The following is a 21792-nucleotide window of genomic DNA, read 5'->3' as shown; positions in this document are numbered from 1 at the left end:
GATCAGCCTTCGGTGGGCAGAGTGGCCAAGCCGTGCAACGGCAGACCATCCAGGTAGCGGCGCAGGTTGTCGGCGAAGAACTTGACGGCTTCGTCCATGTAGAAGCGCGAGAACGTGGCGCTCTTGGGAGTGAGGACAACGCGGGGGTGCAGGCGGAGCGAGTCCTCCATCGGCAGGGGTCGCGGCGTCGTGACGTCCAGGGCCGCCCCGCCCAGCGGGCCGTACTCCAGCGCGTGAAGCAGGGCCAGGTGATCGACCGTGCTGGCCCGGCCGAGGTTGATGAAGATCGCCCCGAGCTTGCAGGAGTTGAACACCCGCTGGTCGAAGAAGCCCGTGGTCTCGGCGGTCGCCGGGAGCAGATCCACGACGACATCGGCGTTGGCTACCGCCCGCCGAATATCGGAGGGCCCCATCCAGCGGATCCCGTTCTGACCTTCCGACGGCGGTGTGCGTCGGACACCGATGACGTTCATCTTGAACGCGCCGGCCGCTCGGGCGAGATGGGCACCGATGCTTCCGCAGCCGACGATGGTCATAGTCGCGCCTGCCAGGTCGAAGAACTCTGCAGCGAGCTCGTCCTTCCACCAGAGCCGGGTGAACTGGAGGCGGCTGCTGGTGAACAACCCTCGGGAAAAGCCTAGGACCAGCCCCATGGCGTGTTCGGACATGGGGCGGCCGTGGAATCCGTACGAACGGGTCAGCATCACCTCGGCCTGCTGCGCGTGCTCCACGGGGAGGTGATCGGTACCTGCGGCGGGAGAAGCGATCCAGCGCAGGGATGGTGCGAGTGAGAACCAGTTCGGGTCGAAGCGCCAGCCGAAATACACCTCGCTCCCCTCCAGGAAGTCCGGCACCGTCGCGGGCGTGGCGACGCAGAACTCCACCTCGGGGAAGCACGACCGAAGGTGGTCCACGTGCTCCTGGGACAGTTGCCAGAAGTCCCGATCGGAGTTCAGGCAGGTCGTGACCCTCATCGGACTCCGCTCCTCGCTCTGGGAGACAGCGCCCAGGGGGCCACGGTGGCGAGCGCGTCGCGGATAGTCGGGAAGTAGTCGTGTCGCTGGCGGAGGAGCACATCCCCGGCTCTGATGAGCCGAGCACGTTCAGACGGGTCCGCCATGAGGCCGAGGTGAATCGCCTCCGCCAACGAGGCGGGATCACGCGGTTCGGCGGTGAATCCGGTCAGACCGTTCACCACGGTCTCGCGCAGACCACCGGTTCGAGTGGCGATGACGGGCCCTGCCTCGGCTGCGAACGCCTCCAGCGGGATTCTGCCGAAGGGTTCTTGGCGAGAAGGCACGACGATCCCACGCAGGGCCGGGCTGCTCATCCATGTCCTGATCCCCGGGCTGAACTCCGTGATCAGGGTTGCGTCCACGCCGCTGTCCTCAATGAGGCTCGCCAAGTGACGCTGGTACTCGGTAGGTGCGCCTGAGGTGGCCGCCGCAAGGACCAGGTGAGGGACGGCTACCCGGCGGCTACGCAGGATCTCCAGAGCGGCCAGCAAGTCTTCGAAGCCCTTGTCAGGGATCGGGCGGCCGAGCGCGAGAAAGAATCCTTCCTCGGCAGGCTCGGGCAGTGGGGGCGGCCTCTCCGAGAAGTCCTCGTTGAGAAGCAGGCCATTGCGCATGTCCACCAGCGCATCGCCGGGCACGCCGTAGTCCTCCTGGAGGTGCCGACCCATGAAGGTCGAGATCGCCGCGACACGGCCGCCGCCCTTGGCCGCGGTGTGCAGGCAGTCGCGCTCTTCGCTGATCTCGGACGAGTCCTCGGCGCAGCTCAGTGCCGCCGTCGACCGGGGTACCAGCAGGAGGTGCACGTTCTCGACGGCATGCCCGGCAAGACCCAGAAGACCTCTGCCGAGGCCAATGAGCAGGCACTGGTTCGCCCCGGAGGCGATGTCGGTGACCTTCTCCACGATCAGGTCACGCGTGTGGGCAGGATCTTCGCTGCCGTTGATCAGGACGACCTGAGCCTTCGCCTGCCGCAAGCTCTTCATGAGCCGATCGGTCCAACGGGGGTCGATCGGATCGGCGTGCCTCCGAACGGTTATCACGACGAGCCGCCCCGGAGGGAGCATCTGCGTGAGCGCGATGAGGAAGTCCCTGTTGCTGAACCCGGATCCCGAACTCGCCCCGTAGAAACCCTCCTGAAGTGCGACGATGACCTTGCATGCCGCGGTCGGTTCGATCCCTCTCACGTATCCCTCCTCGGTGACCTCGTTCGGGCTGCTTCTACGACAGCCCAGGACGATGTGCGGCAGCGAGGTGATCAACGGGTCAACTGGGTCAACTATCCGCCGGGCGTATCACGGAGTAGCAGGATGGGCACACCATGAAGAGGTCCCGATCCCGAGCGGACCCCCGACAGCGAGGTGAGCGGCCATGACACCGCAGCCGAAGCGCTCGAACCCCGTGCTGGCCGCATGCCTGGAAGAACTGGGCTGGAGCCCGAAGGCCCTGGCGCGCAAGCTGAACAAGGTCTTCGGCCCGGGAACCGTCGCCGAGTCCGCTCCCTATCACTGGAGGGACTCCGCTCGTGTGCCGCGATCTCCCCTGCCGGTGATGACGGCGTACGTGCTTTCACAGGAACTGGGAAGGGTGGTATCCGTCGGCGAGCTGTGGCAGGGGCGGGCACCGGAGTCGCCCATGCTCATCCCGGCGAGCGGCGGCATGGAGCTGCCGTGGACCGCTCAGGGTCTGTGGAAGATTGTGGAGGATTGGGTGGTGGGAGGGCTCATCGACCGTCGTCGTTTTCTCGCCATCTCCGGTTCGGGCCTGAGCGCCGTCGTCGCCCATTACCTTGACGGCACCGCCGGACGCGGCATTTATCTCTCACAAGGCATGCCCGATACCGGCGAAGCGTCCCTCATTGAGCAGATCGAGACCCAGCTTCCGCAGCTGCAGACCCTTGATGACAAGCACGGAGGCGCGCGCCACCTGGGCTACATCGGCGCCCAGTTCCGCAGCATCGGGCTCCTGCTCCACGAGGGCGGCTACTCGGGTGCCGTGACGGCCCGCCTTCTCCGGGCGCTGGCCGAGGTCGGCCAGCTCGCCGGTTGGATGGCCTTCGACGCCACCCACCACGGCCTGGCCCAGCGCTACTTCGTCACCGCCCTACGGGCCGCCCACCAGGTCAACGACCTGCCACTCTGCGCGCACGTCCTCGCCGACCTGTCCTTCCAAGCCGCCAGCCGCGACCATCCCGCCGACGCCATCACTCTCGGCGAGGCCGCTCGCCGCGCCAGCGACGCCGCCCCGGCCGCCGTACGGGCCTCGGTCCTCTCCCGCCTCGCGTTCGCGTACGCCACGGCGGGCCGCTACATGGACTTCCAGAGAAGCCGCACCCTGGCGCGCGAGCTCATCGACGAGCCGCTCACCGGGTACGAGCCGCGCTGGATGTACTTCCTTACTCCCAACCACCTGGACTGCCAGGCGGGCTACGCCCTCGTCCACCTCGGCATGGTCCAGAAGCATGACGGCATCACCGCCAAGGGCCGCACGCTGCTCGGCCAGGGCATCGACCTGTTGCAGACCGGCGCGCACGACCGGAGCCAGGAAACGGCCCATCAACGGCGGGCCCTGTACGAGGGTGCGTGGCTCGCCCTCGGCAACAGCGCTCGGGGCGAACTCGAATCGGCCTGCCAGATCGGGGAGGTCGCCGCCGAACGCCTGACCACTGTCCGTTCCCCCCGGAGCGCGGACCTGCTCCGGCGCTTGGCCACCGACCTACGACGCCGCCAGCGCAACCCATACGTGCGCAGCTTTCTCCCCCGGCTTGAGCAGGCCCTGCAGGCGACGAATCGGGGCTAGAGTCACCGAACATGACCTCTGACCGCGTTGTCGTAGTCGGGGCGGGCGTCTCGGGCCTCACCACCGCCGTCGTCCTGGCCGAAGCCGGCCACAACGTCCATGTCGTCGCCGCCGAGCTTCCAGGCGCTACATCTCTGGCCGCCGGCGCCATGTGGGGGCCGTACCTGGTCGAGCCTAAAGACAAGATCGACCGGTGGAGCCAGGAGTCGCTCCAGATCTTTCAAGAACTCGCCGTGGACACCGCTACTGGTGTCCGTCTCACCAACGGCATGGAGGCATCGCGTACCGCCCAGCACCCACCAGACTGGGCCACTGGCCTGCCGGGCTTCCAGCCCTGTACGCCGGCCGAGCTTCCCGAGGGTTTCACGACGGGCTACCGGTTCACGGTTCCGCTCATCGACATGCCGACCTATCTCGGCTATCTCCAGCAGCGACTCGAGGAAGCCCATGTCACCATCGAGCTCCGTACCTTGTCCTCTCTGGAGGAGGCACAACCGGCAGCCACGATCGTCAACTGCACCGGCCTGTCCGCCCGATTGCTCGCAAACGATCCCCGCATGCGGCCCATACGCGGTCAGCTGGTCGTGGTGACCAATCCAGGTCTCACGGAGTTCTTCTCGGAAGACACCGGCACTTCGCCCGAGCTTCTCTGCATCTATCCGCAGGGCGATGTCATCGTCCTCGGCGGCACTGCTATCGACGGCGACGAATCCCTGGCTATCGATCACAAGGCGGCCGAGGCGATCGTCGCGCGTTGCACCGAGGTGGAGCCACGTCTCGCACAGGCCCGTGTTCTCGGCCACCGCGTCGGGCTGCGGCCCACACGCGATTATGTCCGGGTCGAGGCTGATCCAGTCGTAGACCACGTACTGCACAATTACGGACACGGCGGAGCCGGAGTCACTCTTTCCTGGGGCTGCGCCCGTCAAATCCGGAGCATGATCGGCTAACCCACGCCGCGATATGAGGGATGCTACTTCTCGCTGATCCTCCACGAGGAGATGCCGTAAGGGGGCCCGGCGCAAAAGAGTAAATGGTCGCTGAGCCAGCCAAGTACGTCATGCGGGAGCTCGTACGGGGTCGACAGAAGCACCTCGGCGAGGTCATCGATGGGCGGCGTGCTCGGCGGCATCTCGGCAAGGGCTCGCTCGCCCCTTTCGCTGCCATGCCACGCTGGATGGTTCGGGTCGGCCAGGAGAACGGCAATGCGCTCAACGACCACGCGCCAACCGGGCATCCCCTTGTGGTCACGGCCGAATCCGAGGGCCCTGTTCACCAGGTACACCTCGAACGCGCCATCCACACACGTGTGACGAGCGAGGCTCATCAGCGCGTTGGTGCGGTCCTTCACATGCCGGGCGTAGACGCCCAGGTAACCGTAGCCGAGTTCCTTGAGTGTCTTGCCTTCCGTCCCCGCCCAGGGCCGCGTGCGGTCCAGCAGGTGCCGCTCGAAATCTATGAGTGCGAACGCGCGGTCTTCCTCCCGTAGAGCGAAGACGGCCCTGTCGTGGAGTGCCGTCGACTCGGCGAACATCGCCGCGTCGTCCGGTCCTCGCTGGCTGGCATGCATGGCCTCTACTGGACTGTTGCGCCATACCTCGATCACCAGCCCGACCGCCATGGCGTTGACCATCGCCTCGGCACCGACTATCCCGGCCTCCTCGCACCGATGGCTGTGCAATTCATCGAGGTCGATCAAGAGGCGGCAGTTGCCAGGGGCGCCCTGGCACGACGGCGTGGAGCCAGCTCCGGAGCTCACCCAAGAAGAATACGAAGACTCATGAGGCGGTGCCTGACGATGGCTTGGTTTGGGACGTGGATACCCGCATAGGAGCGGTGAACAAATATCGAGTAATGATCGGCTGGCGGCGGGGTTAGCTGCCAGGGAGCGCCGACTACCCTAGCCTGGCCACCGTGTGTAGCGGTGCGAGCTCAATATGTGAGGGTGTTGCAGCGTGAGGGTCGAGTCGGCGGGTTGCGGGGCGGTCATTCCCTTGGCGGCGATGATCATCGCTACGGCGAGCGCCCTGTCCGCATGCGCCAGCGGCCCAGCTCCCCAACCGGCCCCCTCAGCTGCTCTGCCTGCGGCCACTCCCACACCAACGCCCAGCCCTTCCACAGACAAGGACGCTGTCCTGGCGGTGTACCGGGAGCTGTACAACGCTGGCCCCCGCGCTGAACGGGCTGCCCCTGACAAGCGCAAGGCGATCCTCCAGCAGGTCGTGACGCAGCCGCTCCTGGGCACGATGTTGGAGGGAATCGCCGCCCTCCGCGCCCAAGGCCGGGTCACCTGGGGGCAGCCCATCCTGCACACCTTCGACGTACAGGTCCAAGGTGACCGGGCTGCTCTGCACGACTGCCAGGATGCCCGGAAAGCCGGCCAGGCGGACGACCGAACGGGCAAGCGCCTCACTCACGGCATGTCCGCCACCCACATGGTCGCCGCCCTCGTCAAGGAAGACGATGGCATCTGGCGAGTCGCGAAGGTCGATCAACTGGATGAGCCTTGTTCACCGGCGCCATGACCCCTCTCCTCGTCGCCGGTCTTGCCGTGTTCCCTTCAACCAGGGACGACGATGGCGTAGGCGTATCGGCCCAGCCCTTCAACTACCTCATCTGGGCCAAGGAGAAGCCCCGTCAGTCGTCCGCCACTCCGGCCGGCAAGAAGCCGAAGGTCACCTGCTCCTATCGGCGGTGGTGGTACGCCAATGGTTTGAAGAAGGTGGGCTCTGCGGATTCTGACCAGCCGCTCAGCACCGAGCAGCCCAAGGAAGGTGCCTGGTACGAGGTCAGGTGCTCCGACGGCTCCCGCGACATCGTCTGGATCAAGAACCAGGAGTCTCCGCGAGCGGTTCGGGAGCGGCTCGCCCGCCGGGCGTACGAACGCATCCCCATCACCCCGCCGAAAGTGCTCACCGCGCCGCCACGGGGCCAGGACGGGCTGGTCGGCCTTCCGCACTGGTTCTACCTGGCGGAAGGCCAGTGGGCGGCCAAGTCCAAGCGGCTACACGCCGGCGCGATCTGGGCCGAGGCCACCGCCACTCCACAGCGCATGACCATCGACACCGGCGACGGCCGCACCCTGACGTGCGACGGTCCCGGAGTCGCCTATGACACCTCCCGCCCTGCTGCTCTGCAACGCTCCACGTGCTCACACCGCTACTTGCAACCGGCCAAAGCTCGCGAGGTGACGGTCTCGGTGACCTGGCGCGGTACGTGGCGCGGATCAGGCGGCGAAGGCGGCGTGTTGCCACCGATCACCAGGTCGGCCACCTTCCCGATCCGGGTCGTCGAAGCCCAGGCGCTTGTCACGAAGGGATAGACGTTGATGTTGCTTCAACGGCTCTCGCCGTCCAAGGAAGCGGGCCAGGTGCGCCCGCTTCCCGGCCGGCGCAGCCCGATGATGCTCGTGGCCGGTGTCGCGTTGACCGCGCTGGGCGCCTTGGTGGCCTGGCAGGTGTACGGAGTCGCCAGCCAGCGGGTGCCAGTGCTGGTCATGGCCCGGGACGTACCGGTCGGTCAGCCCCTTCAGGCTCAGGATCTGCGTACGGTCGCGCTCGGCATGGACACGGCGGTCCAGTCCGTCGATGCGACCGGCAAGAGCACAGTGATCGGCAAGCGTGCAGCGGTGGCTCTGAAGTCCGGCACCCTCCTGTCCCCCGCACACGTGACCGAGGCGCTGGTGCCGGCGCCGGGCGAGGTCGTGGTGCCCGTGGCGCTGAAGCCCAGCCGCTTGCCGGCCAGAGGAATCCAGCCCGGTGACCGCGTCGTGGCGACCGCCGTTTCGTCCGGTCAAGCGGGACAAGGGGCAGCGCAGGATCACCCGGCCAGAGTGGATCGAGTCGGCCAGCCGGACGCTGATGGGCTGGCCGTGGTGGATCTGGTCGTTCCGGCCGCGGCCGGCACGACGCTGGCCCGCCAGGCGGCCGAGGGCTCGGTGGCAATCGTGTTGCAGTCGCAGGCCGGGTGAGCGGCGCATGCTGATCGTTCTGTGTTCGGGCGGGCACAGCCCCGGCGTGACGACGGCCGGGCTGGCTCTGACCCTCACCTGGCCGCGTGAGGTCCTGTTCGCCGAATGTGACCCCGCCGGCGGCAGCGTGCTCTCCGGCTATCTGGTCGGGCACCGGCAGGAGCGCGGGCTCGGTGAATGGGCGGTGCAGTTGCGGCGCGCCGCCGACGCGACGACCACGCTGGCCGGACAGGTGCTGCAGCTGAACGGTTCGGAGAACCGCCGCATCCTGCCAGGTCTGGCGAGCCCCTCCCAGGTGTCGTCGGTCCAGCCGCTCTGGCCGAACATCTCCGCGACCTTCACGACCATGGCAGGCGACGTGATCGCCGACATCGGCCGGGTCGGCGGGTCCGACACGCCAGTCCCCTTGCTGGCCGGCGCGGACCAGGTCCTCATCATTGCCCAGCCCACCCTACGTGATCTATCGGCACTCGCCCCTCGCCTGACGGAGATCACCGCCGCGCGCGGCCATCGGCCCGCTCCGAGAGTCCTCCTGACCGGTGAAGGCCCCTATGGTCGCCGAGAAGTGGCCAGGACGCTTGACGTACAGGTGGCCGGCCACCTTCCGCTTGATCTCAAAGCAGCCGCCGTGCTGACACACGGCACGGGCAGCGAACGGCATCTCTCGCGTTCCCTGCTCATGCGCGCCGCTCGCTCGCTTGGGACCGAGCTGTGTGAGCGGGTGGCGGTGTGAGCTTCGACGTCCAACGAGCGGTGCGGGAGATCCTGCCTCAGGTCACCGCAGCGCTCGACAACGCCGCAGTGAGCGGAGACGAAGCTGTCCGGGAGTACGCGCGAGCAGTCATCATCGACCTGGTCCGCGAGTACGCCGACACCAGGACACTCGCTGGCCGCGACATGCCCACCCTGGCAGAGGAACGGCTCCTGGCCGAAGCGGTCTACAACGAGATCTTCGCCCTGGGCAGGCTGCAACCGTTCGTCGACGACCCCGAGGTGGAGAACATCGACGTCAACGGCTGCGACCAGGTGTGGATCACCTATCGGGACGGCCACAAGGCACTCGGCCCACCGATCGCCGACAGCGACGAGGAGCTGGTGGGCAATGTCCGCCGATGGGCCGCCTACCAGGGCCAGACCGCTCGGGACTTCTCGATCGCCCGCCCGCGCCTGCACCTGTCGGTGGGGCGCTCGCGCATCGCCGCGATCATGGGCGTCACGCCTCGCCCGTGCCTGTCGATCCGTCGGCACGGCATGCTCCACGCCGACCTGGACGACCTGATGGCGGCCGGCACCCTCGACAAGGGCTGCCGCGCGTTCCTGGCCGCTGCTGTACGTGCCCACAAGGACATCGTGGTCACGGGCGGAATGGGCGACGGCAAGACCACCTTCGCCCGCGCCCTGGCCGCCGAGATCGACCCAGACGAACGCATCGCCACCGTGGAGAAGGAGTACGAACTCTTCCTTCACGCCCAACCCGGCCGGCACCGGGACGTGCTCGCGCTGGAGGCCCGCGAAGGCAACACCGAAGGCTTCGGCGCGATCACCCCGCACCAGCTCATCGAGGACGCCCTGCGCTTCAATGCCCGCCGCATCATCGTCGGCGAGGTACGCGGGGACGAGCTGGTGCCGATGCTGGAAGCGATGAACACCGGTGGGGCCGGCTCGATCTGCACCATGCACGCCGACTCCGCCGACCAGGTATTCGCGCGGATGCTGATCCTGGCCGGGTCAGGCGGCTTGTCGATCTCGCCGGAGACGCTGTTCCGGACCATCGGCATGGCCGTGGACTTCGTGATCCATCTGCGACACGAGCTCCGGAACGACCTGGACGGCCTGGTCAACCGCCGCTATGTCGCCGAGATTCACGAGGTCCTGCCACCAGCGGACGGGCTGGAGCCGTCGGTCAACCGCGTCTACGTCCCGGGCCCGGACGGGCGCGCGGTGCCGAACACCATTCCTCAATGCATCGACGAGCTGGTCGCAGCCGGTTTCGACGCCAGCCTGTTCACCGGTGGGTGGGCATGACCGGCTGGCTGGCCGCCCTGGCCGGCGCGGCGCTGATCGCCGGTCCGCTGCTCGCCGCCGCCGGGTCACGCCGGGTTCCGGTACGGCCGCCCCGCCCGCCTCGGCGCCGACTCCCTCGGGCCATGGTCGTGCCGTCGGTGTACGGGCTGGCCGCCTTCTGCATGACGTGGTGGCTGACGGGCTGGCCGGTCGCCGCCGCCGGAGCCGCTGCCGGCGCGGTGGCACTGCCACGCATGCTGACCAGCCGCGACACCGTACGGCGGATCGAACGGCTCGAAGCGCTCGAAGCCTGGATTCGGCACCTCGCCGACGTGCTCGGCGGCAGCGCCGGTATCGAAGAGGCACTTCGTTCAAGCGCCGACCGCCCGCCCGCGCCGATCGCCACCGAGGTACGGGCGCTAGCACGACGACTCAGCTATCGCACCCCCACGGAACAGGCCCTGCGCGCGTTCGCCGACGACCTGAACGACCCGACCGGCGACATGATCGCAGCCGCGCTCATCCTGGCCTGCCGGGCCCGCGGCCAAGGACTGCGCGAGGTTCTGCAACGCCTGGCCCGCACGGTGGCCAAGGATGTGGCCGGCCGTCGCGAGATCAACGCCGAACGCGCCACCCACCGCGTCACCGCCCGCTGGGTCGTCGGCGCGCTGCTCGGCTACACCGCCTTCGCCCTGCTCAACACCACGTACGTCGCCCCGTTCGGCACACTCGGCGGGCAGCTCGTGCTCGCGATCGTCATCGGCCTGTACGCGGGTGCGTTCGTCTGGCTGCACCGCCTGGCCAAACCGCCCAAGGCGCACCGCTTCCTCAACTCGACGGGTGAACCGTCATGATCGGCATCGTGCTGGCCTGTGGCGCGGTAAGCGGCCTCGGGATCGCTCTCGCCCTCTCCACTGCCTTCCCAGCCCCGCCCGCGCTCGGTCCCGCGATGGAACGCCTCCAACCGGGCGCGCGTCCCGAGCTTGAGCGGGACTGGAAGTCGCGCCTGCTCAGACGGCTTGCGGGTTCGGTGGTCGGTGCTCGTATCCCGCACACCGATCTGGCGTTGCTGGGCAAGACAACCCACGACTACCTCGCCCAGAAGGCGTTGATGATCGCCTTGGGAGTGGCGGGTCCGTTCGTGTTCTGGGCGTGGTGCTCGCTGCTCAGCGTCACCCTGCCTTGGTATGTCTCCTGGGCGGCGTGCCTGGCCTTCGCCGTCGCGGTGTTCTTCGCACCGGACGCCGCCATCCGAGGCCAGGCAGCCGAAGCACGTGCCGCGTTCCGGCAGGCCATCGTCGCCTACCTCGACCTGGTCGCGCTCGCCCGCGCCGCAGGAGCCGGACCGGCCGAGGCGCTGGAGTCCGCGGCCAAGGTCGGCCACGGGTGGACCTTCCAGCGCCTCGCTCAGGCGCTGGATCCCGCACGACGGGGCACCGGCAGCGCTTGGGACGAGCTCACCCGCCTGTCCGGCGAGATCGGTGCTCCCGAGCTGGCGGACATGGCCGCCATCGCCCAGCTCGCCGGCACCCGAGGCGCGAGCATCCTCGACACCCTGATGGCCAAGGCCCAGTCCCTCCGCGAGGCCGACCTGTCAGCCGAGATCTCCAAGGCGAGATCCCGTACCGAAACGATGACCGTGCCGATGGCGCTGTCCGTACTCGGATTCCTGCTGCTGCTCGGCTATCCCGCCTTCGCGCGGATGACCGGCGGCTGACCGCTTCCCGGAGGTACTCGTTGATCCGCACCCGCCTGCTCACCGTCGCCGTACGGCTGGAAACGCTGCTCAACCGCCATGCCGTACGGCGCGGATTGGACCCCGAACGCGGCGCGTCGACCGTGGAGTGGGTCATCATCGCGGCCGTCGTCTTCCTACTCGCCATCACCGTCGGCACGAAGATCACGTCTGTGGTCAACGAACAGCTCGCCAAGATCAAATGAGTGAACGTGAGCGAGGGTCCGCGGCGCTGGAGGCCGCCCTGGTCTATCCGGCGGTCCTCCTGCTCGTCCTGCTCACCATGAACACCGCGCTATGGTTCCACGCCAGGACCCTCGCCATGGCCGCCGCACAGGAAGGGCTCCGCGCCGGCCGGTCCTACGGCTCCGGCATGTCAGCCGGCCAGACGACCGCCGAGCGTTTCGTGCGCGAAGCGGGCGGATCGTTCCTCACCCGTACGAAGATCGCGGTGACCCGCGACGCGGACACTCTCGAAGTGTCCGTCAGCGGCGAGGCCATCAGCTTGGTCCCTTTGCTGACGCTTACCGTGACCCAAGTCGCTCGCGCTCCGATCGAGAAATGGACCACCGGATGACCCGCGAGCGCGGATCAATGGCCATTGAGATGGCGATCATCGCGCCCGCGTTGATCGCCCTGCTGTTGATGGTGATCGGGCTGGGTCGCATCGCTCTGGCCCACAGCACCCTCTACGCCGCCGCCCGCGACGCGGCCCGGCAGGCGTCCATCGCTCGTGACCCGGCCGGGGCACGCTCGGCGGCCGTGACGAGCGCACGGGCGGCGCTCGCTCGTGAAGGGCTGGCCTGCGCGCCGTCTGTGACCGTGGACACCAGGGGCTTGTCCGCCCCGCTGGGCAGGCCGGCCGCTGTGGTCGCCCACGTCTCCTGCGAGGTACTGCTTGCGGACCTCGCCGTACCGGGCATCCCCGGCAGCAAGACCATCACCAGCAGCTTCACCAGTCCGATCGACCCTTACCGAGGCAGGCAGCCGTGAACGCCGAGCGAGGTTCGGTGACGGTGTTCACTGCGGTGATCGGCTTCGTGCTGCTTCTGTGCGCCGGCCTCATGGTCGACGGTGGCGCCAAGGTGCTGGCCTACCGCGAGGCCTACGCTGCCGCGGAGGAAGCCGCCCGCGCCGGAGCCGGACAGGTGAACACCGGCCAGGCCTACACCAGTGGCCGCTTCGAGGTCGACACCGCCCAAGCGCTCACTGCCGCCCGCGCTTACCTCTCCGCTGCCGGCCACCCTGGCACCGTCTCCACGACCGGTAATCAAGTACGAGTCACCGTCACGGTGTCCAAGCCCACCGTACTGATCTCGCTGATCGGCATCGGCACCGTAACCGCCACAGCCGCTGCTACTGCGCGGATGTTCCACGGCATCGAACAAGGACAATCATGACGATGTACGGGCTGCGTCATCCACTGCTCGCCAAGACCGCCGCTGCCGCAGCTCTGGCGGGACTACTGGCGGGAATCCCCGCCATCTTGCTGATCTACTTCTGGCCGATCGACCTGCCCACTCGCGATGACCTGGCCACGCCCGGCGAGCCCATCGTCATCCGGACATTGCTACTAGCCACAGTGTGGATGGGTTGGGGTCTGTTCGCCCTCGCGGTGACGGTCGAAATCGTGGGCATGATCCGCGCCGGACGCAGTCGCGTACGCCTGCCGTTCCAACGGCTCGCCGCGTATCTGATCACCACCATCACCGTGGCCGCGACCGCTCCCATCGCCGCACCCCGCGCGCTCGTCCCTGCCGCTGCGATCGCCGCGACCTCCACCCAGACGCCCGATCACACTGCATCCGCTGAACCGGACAAGGGCGAGACCGCGAAACCGTACGTGACCTATGCGATCCAGCCCAGGGACACCCTCTGGACGATCGCAGAGAAGCAGCTCGGCGACCCAATGCGCTACCGGGACATCATCGCGCTGAACCAGGGCCGCACCATGAACGACGGCCGCTCCTTCACCCAGGGCGAGTGGCTCGAACCCGGCTGCATCCTCCACCTACCTGCCGACGCCAGGAAGCCCGATCGCGTACGGCCACGGACGCATACCGTCACCTCGGGCGAGAGCCTCTGGGCCATCTCCAAGCAGCACTTGGGCAAGGGCGCTCACTACAAGAAGATCTTTAAGCTGAACAGGGGACGCCCACAGCCCGGCGGGGCTCGACTGACGGACCCTGATGTACTGGAGCCGGGATGGCGGTTGATCCTGCCCAAGCACGGGCGTGACGCTCAGCAGGGCGCCAAGCCAGTCCACCGCCGCACCCTCCCGCGGCACACAGCCGAGCCGACTCGCGGCACCTCGTCTTCGGAGACGCCGCCCAGCGTCTCCGTGTCACGACCGATGCCCGACATGTGGACCAAGCACGCCCCGCTTCCCCCGGCTACTGGAACGATCTCGCTCCGCCCCGCCTTCGACTCCAGGTCCTCTCACCCTCCTGCTGAGTCTGCGCCGCACGTCCAGGGGTCCGAGGTAGTGGTCCTACCGCAGGGCGGAGTGATGGCGCTCTCCTTCGCCGCGGGCGTTGCCGTCGCTCTTGCCGCCACCCGCCTCCACCGCAGGCGCCGCCTGCCCGTCCCCTCCATCGACGAGCCCATCAGCGTGCTCGCCCCAGAGCTCCAGTCCCCAGCCGTACGGACCCTAGAACAGGCGCATCGCAGCAGCGAACCAGAGGCGGGGCCATCGGACGACTTCGAGCTGGTCAGCTCAGCATTCGAGATCGAGCCACCCGTCACGCTCAAGGTTGGAATCCGCGACGACGCCCCCGTGCACCTCCCTCTGTCGGGGCTCAACCTGGCTCTCGCAGGCCCAGGAGCCGACGACTGCATCCGCGCCATAGTCCTCGACCTGCTCACCCAGGCCGACGCTTACCGCGCCAGCATCCTCATCCCGATCCAGGACGCCGAGCGCTGGTTCGGAGACGCCATCGCCACCGTGACCGACCACCTGCCCGAACTGCAACTGGTCGCCACGCTCGACGAAGCCATCCGCCATCTGGAAGAACAACTCATCGGCCGCCGCGGCCTCCTCGAGGATTACGAGGCCAACGACATCCACCAGCTCCGCCAAGCAGAACCAGGCGAGCCCCTCCCGGCGCTGCTCCTGGCCGCTTCCTGCCCGGACGGTCATCCCTACCTGGACAACCTCCTGACCATGGCCTCCAGCCTCGGACTCGGAGCCGTACTGACCGGCTTCTCATCGTCTGGAACCACCTGCGACCTCGACCGGGATCACCGCGTCACCGAAGCGGTCGGCCCGCTTACCGAAGAACTCCGCGACGCTTCCCTCTTCCACTTGCCATCAGACGCCGCCGCATCGGTGCTCTACACACTCGCCACTGGCAACGGTCTACCGGAAGCCCACCCCGAACAGCCAGCCGACCTTTCCGTGCCCCAGCTCAGCTCGACACCGCACCTTGTGCAGTTCACCCTCCTGGGTGAACCGGCCATCCACGTTTGCGGCACTCCTGTGGATCTGTCCCGACGTACCAAAGCGCTCGAACTGTTCGTCCTCCTCGCCCTTCGTCCGAAGGGACTGGACCGCGAGGAGATCTGCGAGCACCTCTGGCCGGACCTGGAAGAGACCCTAGCCGGCTACCGCTTTCACGCCGCTCTCAAAGATCTGCGCACCGCCCTGCGCGACGCCGCCACCCCTGACGACAAGAAGACCCTCTTCATCGAACGCAGCGGCAAGACGTACCGGATCGAACCTCAGCACATCGACGTCGACCTCTGGGCCTTCCACCAGGCACTCGCCGACGCCCGCACCGCCACCGACGAAAAGGAGAAGCTCGCCGCGCTGGAGACCGCCGCAGCCCTATGTCGTGGACAGCTCGGCCAGGGCCTCAAATACGACTGGCTCGACCAGGACCACCGCTGGCCACTCACCATCGCCAGCATCAAGGCCCTACTCCAACTCGGCGCCCTTCACGAACACGCACGACACAACGAACGAGCCCTGGAAATTTACGACCAGGCCTGCGCCCTCGATCCCGATGTAGAAAGCGCTGCCCGGTCCGCGATCCGTCTCCTGACGACCCTCGGCCGCACCGACGAAGCCCGCCAACGTTTCCGCCGTCTCAAGGCCCGCCTCGACGCCCTTGGCGTCCCCGTCTCCCCTGAGACACAAGCCGTCGTACAGAGACTCCGGGCTACGGGTGAACCGCCCCAGCTTAAGTCACCACCGAACCCGGGGTGATTCCTCGAGCCGGCCGCCCTCCGCCACCACGCCGGACACAACGAACAAGCCCTGGAAAATTACGACCAGGCCTGCGCCCTCGATCCCGATGTAGAAAGCGCTGCCCGGTCCGCGATCCGTCTCCTGATCACCCTCGGCCGCACCGACGAAGCCCGCCGCAGCGGTCATGTCGGATGACCTTGACATCGTCCTCGACTGGGTCGAGAAGGGCTCACAGCGGAGCAGCCTGACCCAGGGAGCGATGCGGGTGATGCTCACTGGAGGTCTCGTAGGCGGCTAAACGCGTCGTCCGCAATGTCTGTACAGGCATTGTCGCTGGTCAGGAGCAGGTGCTGGATGTCGTTCACGCATCGGTTGAGGAGGCCAGCCCAGTCGATTCGTCGCGGACGGCGTCCATGAGCGCGCCAGGAGTCGAGTCACGCCCGCTGCTCAAGCCTGGATTCGAGACCCCTCCGTCGGCGATGAGCGGCGGCGCCGTTCGGCGAGTACGAGTAGCCTCGTACAAGCTCATCGATTCGGGCGGCGGCCTCAAGCATGTCCTCGTGCTCCCACACACGGATGACCCTCCAGCCGGCCTCACGCAGAAGTCGGTTGGTCTCCCGGTCACGCTCCTGGTTGGTGGCGATCTTTTCCTGCCAGAAGTCGGAGTTCCTTTGCGATGGCCGGTAATGCGCCGGTTCTGGGCAGCCGTGCCAGTAGCATCCGTCTACAAAGACCGCGACTTTGGCTTTGGTGAACACCAGGTCAGCTGTGCGACGCACGTCGGCGAGTGGTCGTCGGGCAACACGGTATCGAAGGCCAAGTGCATGCACTGCGGAGCGAAGACGACGCTCTGGCCTCGTATCTCGACTCCGGTTGGCCCGCATCACTTCCCTCACGGCTGGAGAGGACGCCCACGACTTCTCAGCAGCCGAAACAGGCGGCGCCATCAGCAATCCCTTGGCTTTCGCGGCTCGCCATGCCACGGCGAGGTTCTCAGCGCGAGTGTCGTGGTCGACCTCCCCTACATAAACGGCAGGTGACTTGCCCTTGTCAGACCACCGCAGATAGGCGCGAATACGTCGAGTCTTCGCGTACACCTTGAGTTCTATGGACGCACAGGCGCGACGGCCTTCCCCAAGATCAACGTACCGAACGCTGTGTCCTCCGGCTGCGCGGTCCTGCTCGGCAGAGCGTCCTTGCCGAGTGCGAGCGCGCCCCTTCCACGCCCGCTGAGGCGGCGGCTTATCCTTCCAGCGCCCCTCGTCAAACGTCATCCGCGTTCCTCGGCCTCACGCAGCGTTTCGCCTACGGCTCTGGCGAAGACCTCTCCAAGGCGGACCGGTACGGCGTTGCCTAGTTGCCGCATCTGCTCACCTCGAGGCCCTTCCAATTTCCAATTGTCGGGGAAGGTCATGACTCGTGCGGTCTCCCGTACCGTCATGTAGCGGTGACTTCCATCATCAAGAAGTATCACCGACTCGCCACCAGGAACCCCGTGTACGCCAGCCTTCACCGTCTTCGCTGGGCGGTCCAGTTCGTTGGGAGTGTGGCCCGGATAGATCCGGGCGCCGGGCCAGCCGATGTGATCGGTGAATTTGCCGAGGCGACGGTCCACGCGATCGAGGTACCCAACCGGTATGGGAGGTAGCGGCTTCCCGTCGTTCTCGTCGATGCCCTGGATCGCATCGCGCAGGGTCCGCCATGGCTGCAGATCATCCGCATCAAGAAGGGGGTTGGGTACGCGGGCCATGACTCGCTCACGCACCTCATCAGGAACGTCATGCCTCTTCCAGTACGTTCCATCTCGCATGGACTGGTAGAGGGCAGCCTCTGAATGGGTGGGCCGTACCCGCCGCTGAAACGCTCGCAAATCGACGCTCAAGTCAGCGCGGAACGCAACGATGATGATTCGATGGCGGACCTGTGGCACACCATAGTCCGCCGCGTTGACCTGGGTCACCACCACTTGGTAGCGCTGAGTTGGATCAGCATTTCCCTCAGCGAGCTTGTGACGCAGGGCAGCGTCGTGTTCCTGCCACAGCACATCGGCCTTCCGCTCCTCGAACGGAAGTTCAAGCTCACGCAGGATGTAGTCGAAATATGGCTTGAACGAGGGGCGCAGCAGGCCACGCACATTCTCGCAGATCACCGCTTTGGGCTTCATCTCCCGGATCGCCCGGAACATCTGGGGAAACATGTTCCGCTTGTCTTCGTCGCCTTTGGCCACACCACCGAGGCTGAACGGTTGGCACGGAGGTCCGCCGGCCAGGACGTCCACCATGCCTTCGAGGTAGGTGAAGTCGACCTTCTGGATGTCGCCCATCGCTAGTGGAGGTCGCTCACTCGGCCCGGGGACCCAGAGATAGTCGCTCTCCCCGTTGACCTCTTTCTCGGCCACGTCTACGACGATCGGCTTGTCCCCATTCGAGGCGAGGGTCTCGCACGCCCGCGTGGCGAACTCGTTGAACAGCAGAGGTCGGAACCCAGCGCGACGCACGGCCATCGCCAAGCCGCCACCGCCCGCGAACAGTTCTACACCGGTACGGTCCGGGTCCGGCACTTCTGGCTGCTCAAGCATCCTCAAAGTGTACCGCGGAGTTAGGGATCTTCAAGCACTTTCGGACATTGATTCGAGGTTTTAGAACGTCTATCTAGGACTGCCGGGTGTCAAGCGTCGTCCCGTTCCGCAGCCAAGGTGTTACCCTCCGCCACCTCCTCGGGATCGGGTTGGGCCTCAGAAAGATCCGCCGCCGCGACCCAATCACCGTCATCGATGCGGCGTCCAAATGCCGCGTTCTCGGCGAGGAAGTCGTCAACCCGATAGACCCGAGAGCGGCGGTCCGCCGCGCCCTTCTTCGCGGGAGACCAAATCATGTTCGCCCTCAGGCCACGCAGCCGCCGAAGTCGGGACTCTCGTTCTGGGTCGTCCTCGTCCCGCAGCACGATGGAGATCCCTGCGCGGATCCGCTCCTCCATCTCAGCGCGAGTGAACCGTCTGTTACACCAAAGATTGGCGGCGCGCGGACGACCCGGGTGGATCGAGTCCCAGATAGACCGAGCGTTGGTACGCGCACTGCCTGCTGGGTTCGCACCGAATCCTGGCATCAAGGTGTTCCACAACACCGGTGCGTAGGCTCTGAGCAGCGCCCGTTCCCCCAGGACGATCCACACGTCGTCGAGAGGAAGCACCCGGACGTCGAAGTCGGCGACGGAGAGGTTGCCATGAGGTTCGGACGCTTCCGAGATGCTCATCCGATGCTTGCCAGCGATGCGGTCAAAGAGGGCTGGCTTGGCCTCATCGGGCGGATCGCCATAGCTGCTGTTGCCCGCCTCTGCCTTGCCGACGTAGACAGGGACGTCCTTGTTCCTCAGCTCCGCGTAGATCGGGTGATCTCCGGTGTAGTACAGCGCGTAGAGCCCCGCACCAGGGAATTCAGCCAGGGACTCCAGGGGCACCCGAGAGCAATCGTCCACAGCCTCACGGAGGTTTCGGCTCAACTGATCAAGGCTCAGGGGGTCGAACTTACCGCGGACGACGTGAGCTAAGCGAGGAATGGGCATATCGAGAGGCTACCGAGGATCTTGAGTAGCGGGCTCGACGAAGAAGGATCTCAGGCATGCTCGACAGGGCCGTTTCTGTCGCAGCCCGTAGCTACGCTGAGGACCGTGGCGCGGCCGCACTCAGTGGGCGCGTCTAACCGGACGTCGAAGCCGAACCACCCCAGAAGGAGACCGACGTGTCGCTCGAAGCCAATGTGCGGCCGCACGGAAGGATCTTGTCTGTCCTGGGTGACATCGAGTTCTCCCAGTGGCAGTGCCTGGCCGAGTTGATCGACAACTCCTTCGACGACTTCTTGGCCCAAGAACCGGGCTCACACGCCGGTGAGCGACCTACCGTCACCGTGTCTCTCCCCGGACGGACCAGTGACGTGCGTACCGCCGAAGTGTGGATTCGCGACAACGGCCGTGGCATGGACCTCGAAACGCTGACCAACGCAGTGCGCGCGGGATGGACGAGCAACAGCAGGTACGGCTCGCTCGGCCTGTACGGGATGGGCTTCAACATCGCCACAGCCCGCCTTGGCCGACTCACCACCATCAAGACCACTCGCGCGGGCGACCCATCGTGGACGGTCATCACCCTGGACCTAGAGCAGTTGGCTGGCGGCGATGACTATCTAGTGCCGGTCCGGCACGAGCCGAAAGACGACATCAACGAACACGGCACCCAGATCATCATCAGTAAGCTGAAGTCGGATCAGTGGGAAGCGCTCTCCAGGCAGGAGAGCAAGATCCGCGAACAGCTCGGCGACGTCTACAGCTATCTGCTCCGCGAACACGGCTTCGTCATCACGGTGAACCGCAAGAGGGTCGCCCCGCGGGTGCCATGCGTATGGGATGAGTCCCGGACTGTCACGCGAAGCGGTGCTGACATCCCAGCGATAATCAAGATCGATCGCCAGCTCCCGCCCGCCAAGGCATGTATGGACTGTGGGCGCTGGAACAAGGATTGGGTCGACGAGTGCGACGATTGCCAGAGCAGAAGGCTTGATCTGCGGGAACGCCGGATCTGGGGATGGATTGGCGTGCAGCGGTACCTACACAAGAACGACTACGGCATCGACTTTCTCCGTAACGGCCGCAAGATCCTTATCCGAAGTAAGCGTTTGTTTTTCTGGGAGGATCCAGACACTCTTGAGGAGGATCTGGAGTATCCGATCGACTCTCAGCGCCATCGCGGTCGCTTCGTGGGCGAGATCCACTGTGATCATGTGCAGGTCAACTACCAAAAGAACGCCTTCGAATACGATAGCCCCGAGTGGCGCATGATCATCCGCTCGGTTCGAGGAGACAGCCCGCTCCGCGAAAAGATCGCCAAACGGCTGGGGCTTCCCCAGAACGAGAGCCCGCTCGCCAAGCTCTACACCGGATATCGCCGCGAGGACCCCGGACTGAACTATCTGGTGCCCGGCGACGGCCGACAGGCGCTGTTCGATAAAGCCATCGAGTGGGCGAAGAAATTTCGCGATGGCAATCCTGAGTATCAGACGGACCAGATCTGGTACGACGCCGCCTACCAGCACGATCACCCTGTTGTACCCGAGCCCGCTGGCGACCCCGAGGATCCCTTCGGCGAGATGGGGCTCGACGACCCAGTCACGGTTGATCCCGAAGACCAGAGCGGATCCGCCCCCGGCGGATCCGCCACACCTACAGCCGGCCCCACGCCGACCCCGCCGGATCCCGTGGAGACCCTCGATCAGCGACTGGCGCGATACCGGAACAACGCGGCTCAAATAGTCGACCTATCGGGTCGCTACGAGGCACCCGAGCTCGGATACGTCGAGCTGACCGCATGGGCTGTGCGCGAGCGTGAACTTACCGACCCCGCCGGCAACCCGGTTCCGGCCTTCCGGCAGATGACACGTGCCCCCAGGCTGGAGATCTTCATCGCGGCCAACCACCCGTTGCTCACGGACTACGGCATCGAGATGCGAGATATCGCCATGATCGAGGTCGCGGAGTACATGCGGGTCCGAGGCGCACCCGCTGGCCAGGACCCCAAACCACTCTCCGCCGCGCTCTTCGAGATCAAGAGTAGGGCGGTCGATCAGAAGGTCACCCCAGACATTCTCGCCAACCGGGCCAGCAGACTTCTCGACCGCTTGCGTGACGCAATGCAGCGGGAGATCAAGGGAGCGCCTTCGGCGTACTGGGACATGCTCCAGGAGTCGGAGCGGATGCTGACACAGCAGCGTTTCGCGATCGAGGCGGGCGATGCCGCATGGGAAACGGTCGTCGAGTCCGGCGATTTCGTCCTCTACCTGCCCGCCAGCGGGCTGGTACGCCTTCTAGAGAAGCGTCCCGAAGCGTTCCTGGACGGCAAAGTCTTCAAGCGCGCGTACGTCAATCTGACCGACGATACTTCGCGCTCACTCATCGTCTCGCGGTTGGTGGGCTACGTAAGCGACCTGGCACTCATGGAACGCCAGCCACGGCTCGGCACCATCGAACTCCAGCGCGTACGGCTGAGCTGTCTGCTGGTCGAAGCTGATCTCGGAGACGCGGAGTAGGGCTCGCT

22 protein-coding genes are annotated in these 21792 nt (G+C 66.3%); 15 read left to right on the top strand and 7 right to left on the bottom strand.

Going from position 1 to position 21792, the window contains the following annotated elements; translation table 11 throughout:
• Positions 1-2: 2 nt before the first annotated feature.
• Positions 3-974 (bottom strand): D-2-hydroxyacid dehydrogenase, encoded by a 972-nt coding sequence (locus ACBJ32_RS38865; protein WP_375130985.1) that lies wholly within the window; start codon positions 972-974, stop codon positions 3-5.
• On the bottom strand, positions 971-2275 hold the full coding sequence (locus ACBJ32_RS38860) for a glycosyltransferase family 4 protein (RefSeq protein ID WP_375130984.1): 1305 nt from the start codon (positions 2273-2275) through the stop codon (positions 971-973). The genes ACBJ32_RS38865 and ACBJ32_RS38860 overlap by 4 nt, the downstream gene beginning before the upstream one ends.
• A gap of 109 nt (positions 2276-2384) precedes the next feature.
• Between ACBJ32_RS38860 and ACBJ32_RS38855 the strand changes: the two genes are divergently transcribed.
• Both ACBJ32_RS38855 and ACBJ32_RS38850 read left to right on the top strand, forming a co-directional pair.
• Positions 2385-3812 carry a carph-isopro domain-containing protein gene (locus tag ACBJ32_RS38855; protein ID WP_375130983.1) on the top strand — a complete coding sequence of 476 codons (1428 nt, stop codon included), beginning with the start codon at positions 2385-2387 and terminating at the stop codon, positions 3810-3812.
• Positions 3813-3823: 11 nt separating this feature from the next.
• Entirely contained in the window at positions 3824-4762 is a 939-nt protein-coding gene (locus ACBJ32_RS38850; RefSeq protein WP_375130982.1) for an FAD-dependent oxidoreductase, read from the top strand.
• A gap of 23 nt (positions 4763-4785) precedes the next feature.
• Here the strand turns inward: ACBJ32_RS38850 and ACBJ32_RS38845 are convergent, their stop codons facing one another.
• Positions 4786-5511, bottom strand: coding sequence for a hypothetical protein (locus tag ACBJ32_RS38845; protein WP_375130981.1), 726 nt, complete (start codon positions 5509-5511; stop codon positions 4786-4788).
• Positions 5512-5953: 442 nt separating this feature from the next.
• Here ACBJ32_RS38845 and ACBJ32_RS38840 point away from each other — a divergent pair, with 442 nt between their 5' ends.
• Genes ACBJ32_RS38840 through ACBJ32_RS38785 form a run of 12 tightly spaced genes read left to right on the top strand, consistent with a single transcriptional unit; the run spans position 5954 to position 15728 of the window.
• The gene (locus ACBJ32_RS38840; RefSeq protein WP_375130980.1) at positions 5954-6337 is read left to right on the top strand and encodes a hypothetical protein; all 384 of its coding nucleotides are present in this window, start codon (positions 5954-5956) and stop codon (positions 6335-6337) included.
• Positions 6319-7134: a hypothetical protein gene (locus ACBJ32_RS38835; RefSeq protein ID WP_375130979.1), complete on the top strand. Its 816-nt coding sequence runs from the start codon at positions 6319-6321 to the stop codon at positions 7132-7134. The genes ACBJ32_RS38840 and ACBJ32_RS38835 overlap by 19 nt, the downstream gene beginning before the upstream one ends.
• Before the next feature lie 6 nt (positions 7135-7140).
• Positions 7141-7782 (top strand): SAF domain-containing protein, encoded by a 642-nt coding sequence (locus ACBJ32_RS38830; protein WP_375130978.1) that lies wholly within the window; start codon positions 7141-7143, stop codon positions 7780-7782.
• Between the two features lie 7 nt (positions 7783-7789).
• A complete protein-coding gene (locus tag ACBJ32_RS38825; RefSeq protein ID WP_375130977.1) occupies positions 7790-8515 on the top strand; it encodes a hypothetical protein in 726 nt (241 codons plus the stop codon).
• Positions 8512-9807 (top strand): CpaF family protein, encoded by a 1296-nt coding sequence (locus ACBJ32_RS38820; protein WP_375130976.1) that lies wholly within the window; start codon positions 8512-8514, stop codon positions 9805-9807. The genes ACBJ32_RS38825 and ACBJ32_RS38820 overlap by 4 nt, the downstream gene beginning before the upstream one ends.
• Entirely contained in the window at positions 9804-10640 is an 837-nt protein-coding gene (locus ACBJ32_RS38815; RefSeq protein ID WP_375130975.1) for a type II secretion system F family protein, read from the top strand. The genes ACBJ32_RS38820 and ACBJ32_RS38815 overlap by 4 nt, the downstream gene beginning before the upstream one ends.
• Positions 10637-11503, top strand: coding sequence for a type II secretion system F family protein (locus tag ACBJ32_RS38810; RefSeq protein ID WP_375130974.1), 867 nt, complete (start codon positions 10637-10639; stop codon positions 11501-11503). The genes ACBJ32_RS38815 and ACBJ32_RS38810 overlap by 4 nt, the downstream gene beginning before the upstream one ends.
• Positions 11504-11523: 20 nt before the next feature.
• Complete coding sequence (locus tag ACBJ32_RS38805) at positions 11524-11727, top strand: hypothetical protein (protein ID WP_375130973.1); 204 nt, start codon at positions 11524-11526, stop codon at positions 11725-11727.
• On the top strand, positions 11724-12098 hold the full coding sequence (locus ACBJ32_RS38800) for a TadE family protein (RefSeq protein ID WP_375130972.1): 375 nt from the start codon (positions 11724-11726) through the stop codon (positions 12096-12098). The genes ACBJ32_RS38805 and ACBJ32_RS38800 overlap by 4 nt, the downstream gene beginning before the upstream one ends.
• Positions 12095-12514 (top strand): TadE family protein, encoded by a 420-nt coding sequence (locus tag ACBJ32_RS38795; protein ID WP_375130971.1) that lies wholly within the window; start codon positions 12095-12097, stop codon positions 12512-12514. The genes ACBJ32_RS38800 and ACBJ32_RS38795 overlap by 4 nt, the downstream gene beginning before the upstream one ends.
• Positions 12511-12921 carry a pilus assembly protein TadG-related protein gene (locus ACBJ32_RS38790; RefSeq protein WP_375130970.1) on the top strand — a complete coding sequence of 137 codons (411 nt, stop codon included), beginning with the start codon at positions 12511-12513 and terminating at the stop codon, positions 12919-12921. The genes ACBJ32_RS38795 and ACBJ32_RS38790 overlap by 4 nt, the downstream gene beginning before the upstream one ends.
• Positions 12918-15728, top strand: a complete 2811-nt coding sequence (locus ACBJ32_RS38785) for a LysM peptidoglycan-binding domain-containing protein (RefSeq protein WP_375130969.1) — start codon at positions 12918-12920, stop codon at positions 15726-15728. The genes ACBJ32_RS38790 and ACBJ32_RS38785 overlap by 4 nt, the downstream gene beginning before the upstream one ends.
• Here ACBJ32_RS38785 and ACBJ32_RS38780 read toward each other — a convergent pair.
• The 4 genes from ACBJ32_RS38780 to ACBJ32_RS38765 form a co-directional block, all read right to left on the bottom strand.
• Positions 15708-15896, bottom strand: a complete 189-nt coding sequence (locus ACBJ32_RS38780; RefSeq protein ID WP_375130968.1) for a hypothetical protein — start codon at positions 15894-15896, stop codon at positions 15708-15710. The two genes, ACBJ32_RS38785 and ACBJ32_RS38780, sit on opposite strands and share 21 nt — an antisense overlap.
• A 248-nt stretch (positions 15897-16144) precedes the next feature.
• Entirely contained in the window at positions 16145-16657 is a 513-nt protein-coding gene (locus tag ACBJ32_RS38775) for a very short patch repair endonuclease (RefSeq protein WP_375131014.1), read from the bottom strand.
• Between the two features lie 323 nt (positions 16658-16980).
• Positions 16981-18288, bottom strand: coding sequence for a DNA cytosine methyltransferase (locus ACBJ32_RS38770; RefSeq protein WP_375130967.1), 1308 nt, complete (start codon positions 18286-18288; stop codon positions 16981-16983).
• A gap of 89 nt (positions 18289-18377) precedes the next feature.
• Positions 18378-19271, bottom strand: coding sequence for an Eco29kI family restriction endonuclease (locus ACBJ32_RS38765; protein ID WP_375130966.1), 894 nt, complete (start codon positions 19269-19271; stop codon positions 18378-18380).
• Positions 19272-19447: 176 nt separating this feature from the next.
• Between ACBJ32_RS38765 and ACBJ32_RS38760 the strand changes: the two genes are divergently transcribed.
• Complete coding sequence (locus ACBJ32_RS38760; RefSeq protein WP_375130965.1) at positions 19448-21784, top strand: ATP-binding protein; 2337 nt, start codon at positions 19448-19450, stop codon at positions 21782-21784.
• Positions 21785-21792: the final 8 nt, after the last annotated feature.

The sequence above is a fragment of the Nonomuraea sp. GTA35 genome (genome assembly GCF_041950525.1).
In the GTDB taxonomy this organism is placed as follows: Bacteria; Actinomycetota; Actinomycetes; order Streptosporangiales; family Streptosporangiaceae; genus Nonomuraea.
Note: the sequence above shows the minus strand (reverse complement) of the source record. Positions and strands in the feature narration are given on the sequence as shown.

Excerpts from the sequence above, each read along its gene's own strand:
- ACBJ32_RS38865 (WP_375130985.1), bottom strand. The coding sequence starts at position 974 with ATGAGGGTCACGACCTGCCTGAACTCCGATCGGGACTTCTGGCAACTG.
- ACBJ32_RS38855 (WP_375130983.1), top strand. The coding sequence starts at position 2,385 with ATGACACCGCAGCCGAAGCGCTCGAACCCCGTGCTGGCCGCATGCCTG.
- ACBJ32_RS38850 (WP_375130982.1), top strand. The coding sequence starts at position 3,824 with ATGACCTCTGACCGCGTTGTCGTAGTCGGGGCGGGCGTCTCGGGCCTC.
- ACBJ32_RS38830 (WP_375130978.1), top strand. The coding sequence starts at position 7,141 with ATGTTGCTTCAACGGCTCTCGCCGTCCAAGGAAGCGGGCCAGGTGCGC.
- ACBJ32_RS38825 (WP_375130977.1), top strand. The coding sequence starts at position 7,790 with ATGCTGATCGTTCTGTGTTCGGGCGGGCACAGCCCCGGCGTGACGACG.
- ACBJ32_RS38815 (WP_375130975.1), top strand. The coding sequence starts at position 9,804 with ATGACCGGCTGGCTGGCCGCCCTGGCCGGCGCGGCGCTGATCGCCGGT.
- ACBJ32_RS38810 (WP_375130974.1), top strand. The coding sequence starts at position 10,637 with ATGATCGGCATCGTGCTGGCCTGTGGCGCGGTAAGCGGCCTCGGGATC.
- ACBJ32_RS38800 (WP_375130972.1), top strand. The coding sequence starts at position 11,724 with ATGAGTGAACGTGAGCGAGGGTCCGCGGCGCTGGAGGCCGCCCTGGTC.
- ACBJ32_RS38795 (WP_375130971.1), top strand. The coding sequence starts at position 12,095 with ATGACCCGCGAGCGCGGATCAATGGCCATTGAGATGGCGATCATCGCG.
- ACBJ32_RS38785 (WP_375130969.1), top strand. The coding sequence starts at position 12,918 with ATGACGATGTACGGGCTGCGTCATCCACTGCTCGCCAAGACCGCCGCT.
- ACBJ32_RS38780 (WP_375130968.1), bottom strand. The coding sequence starts at position 15,896 with ATGACCGCTGCGGCGGGCTTCGTCGGTGCGGCCGAGGGTGATCAGGAG.
- ACBJ32_RS38775 (WP_375131014.1), bottom strand. The coding sequence starts at position 16,657 with ATGGCGCCGCCTGTTTCGGCTGCTGAGAAGTCGTGGGCGTCCTCTCCA.
- ACBJ32_RS38770 (WP_375130967.1), bottom strand. The coding sequence starts at position 18,288 with ATGCTTGAGCAGCCAGAAGTGCCGGACCCGGACCGTACCGGTGTAGAA.
- ACBJ32_RS38765 (WP_375130966.1), bottom strand. The coding sequence starts at position 19,271 with ATGCCCATTCCTCGCTTAGCTCACGTCGTCCGCGGTAAGTTCGACCCC.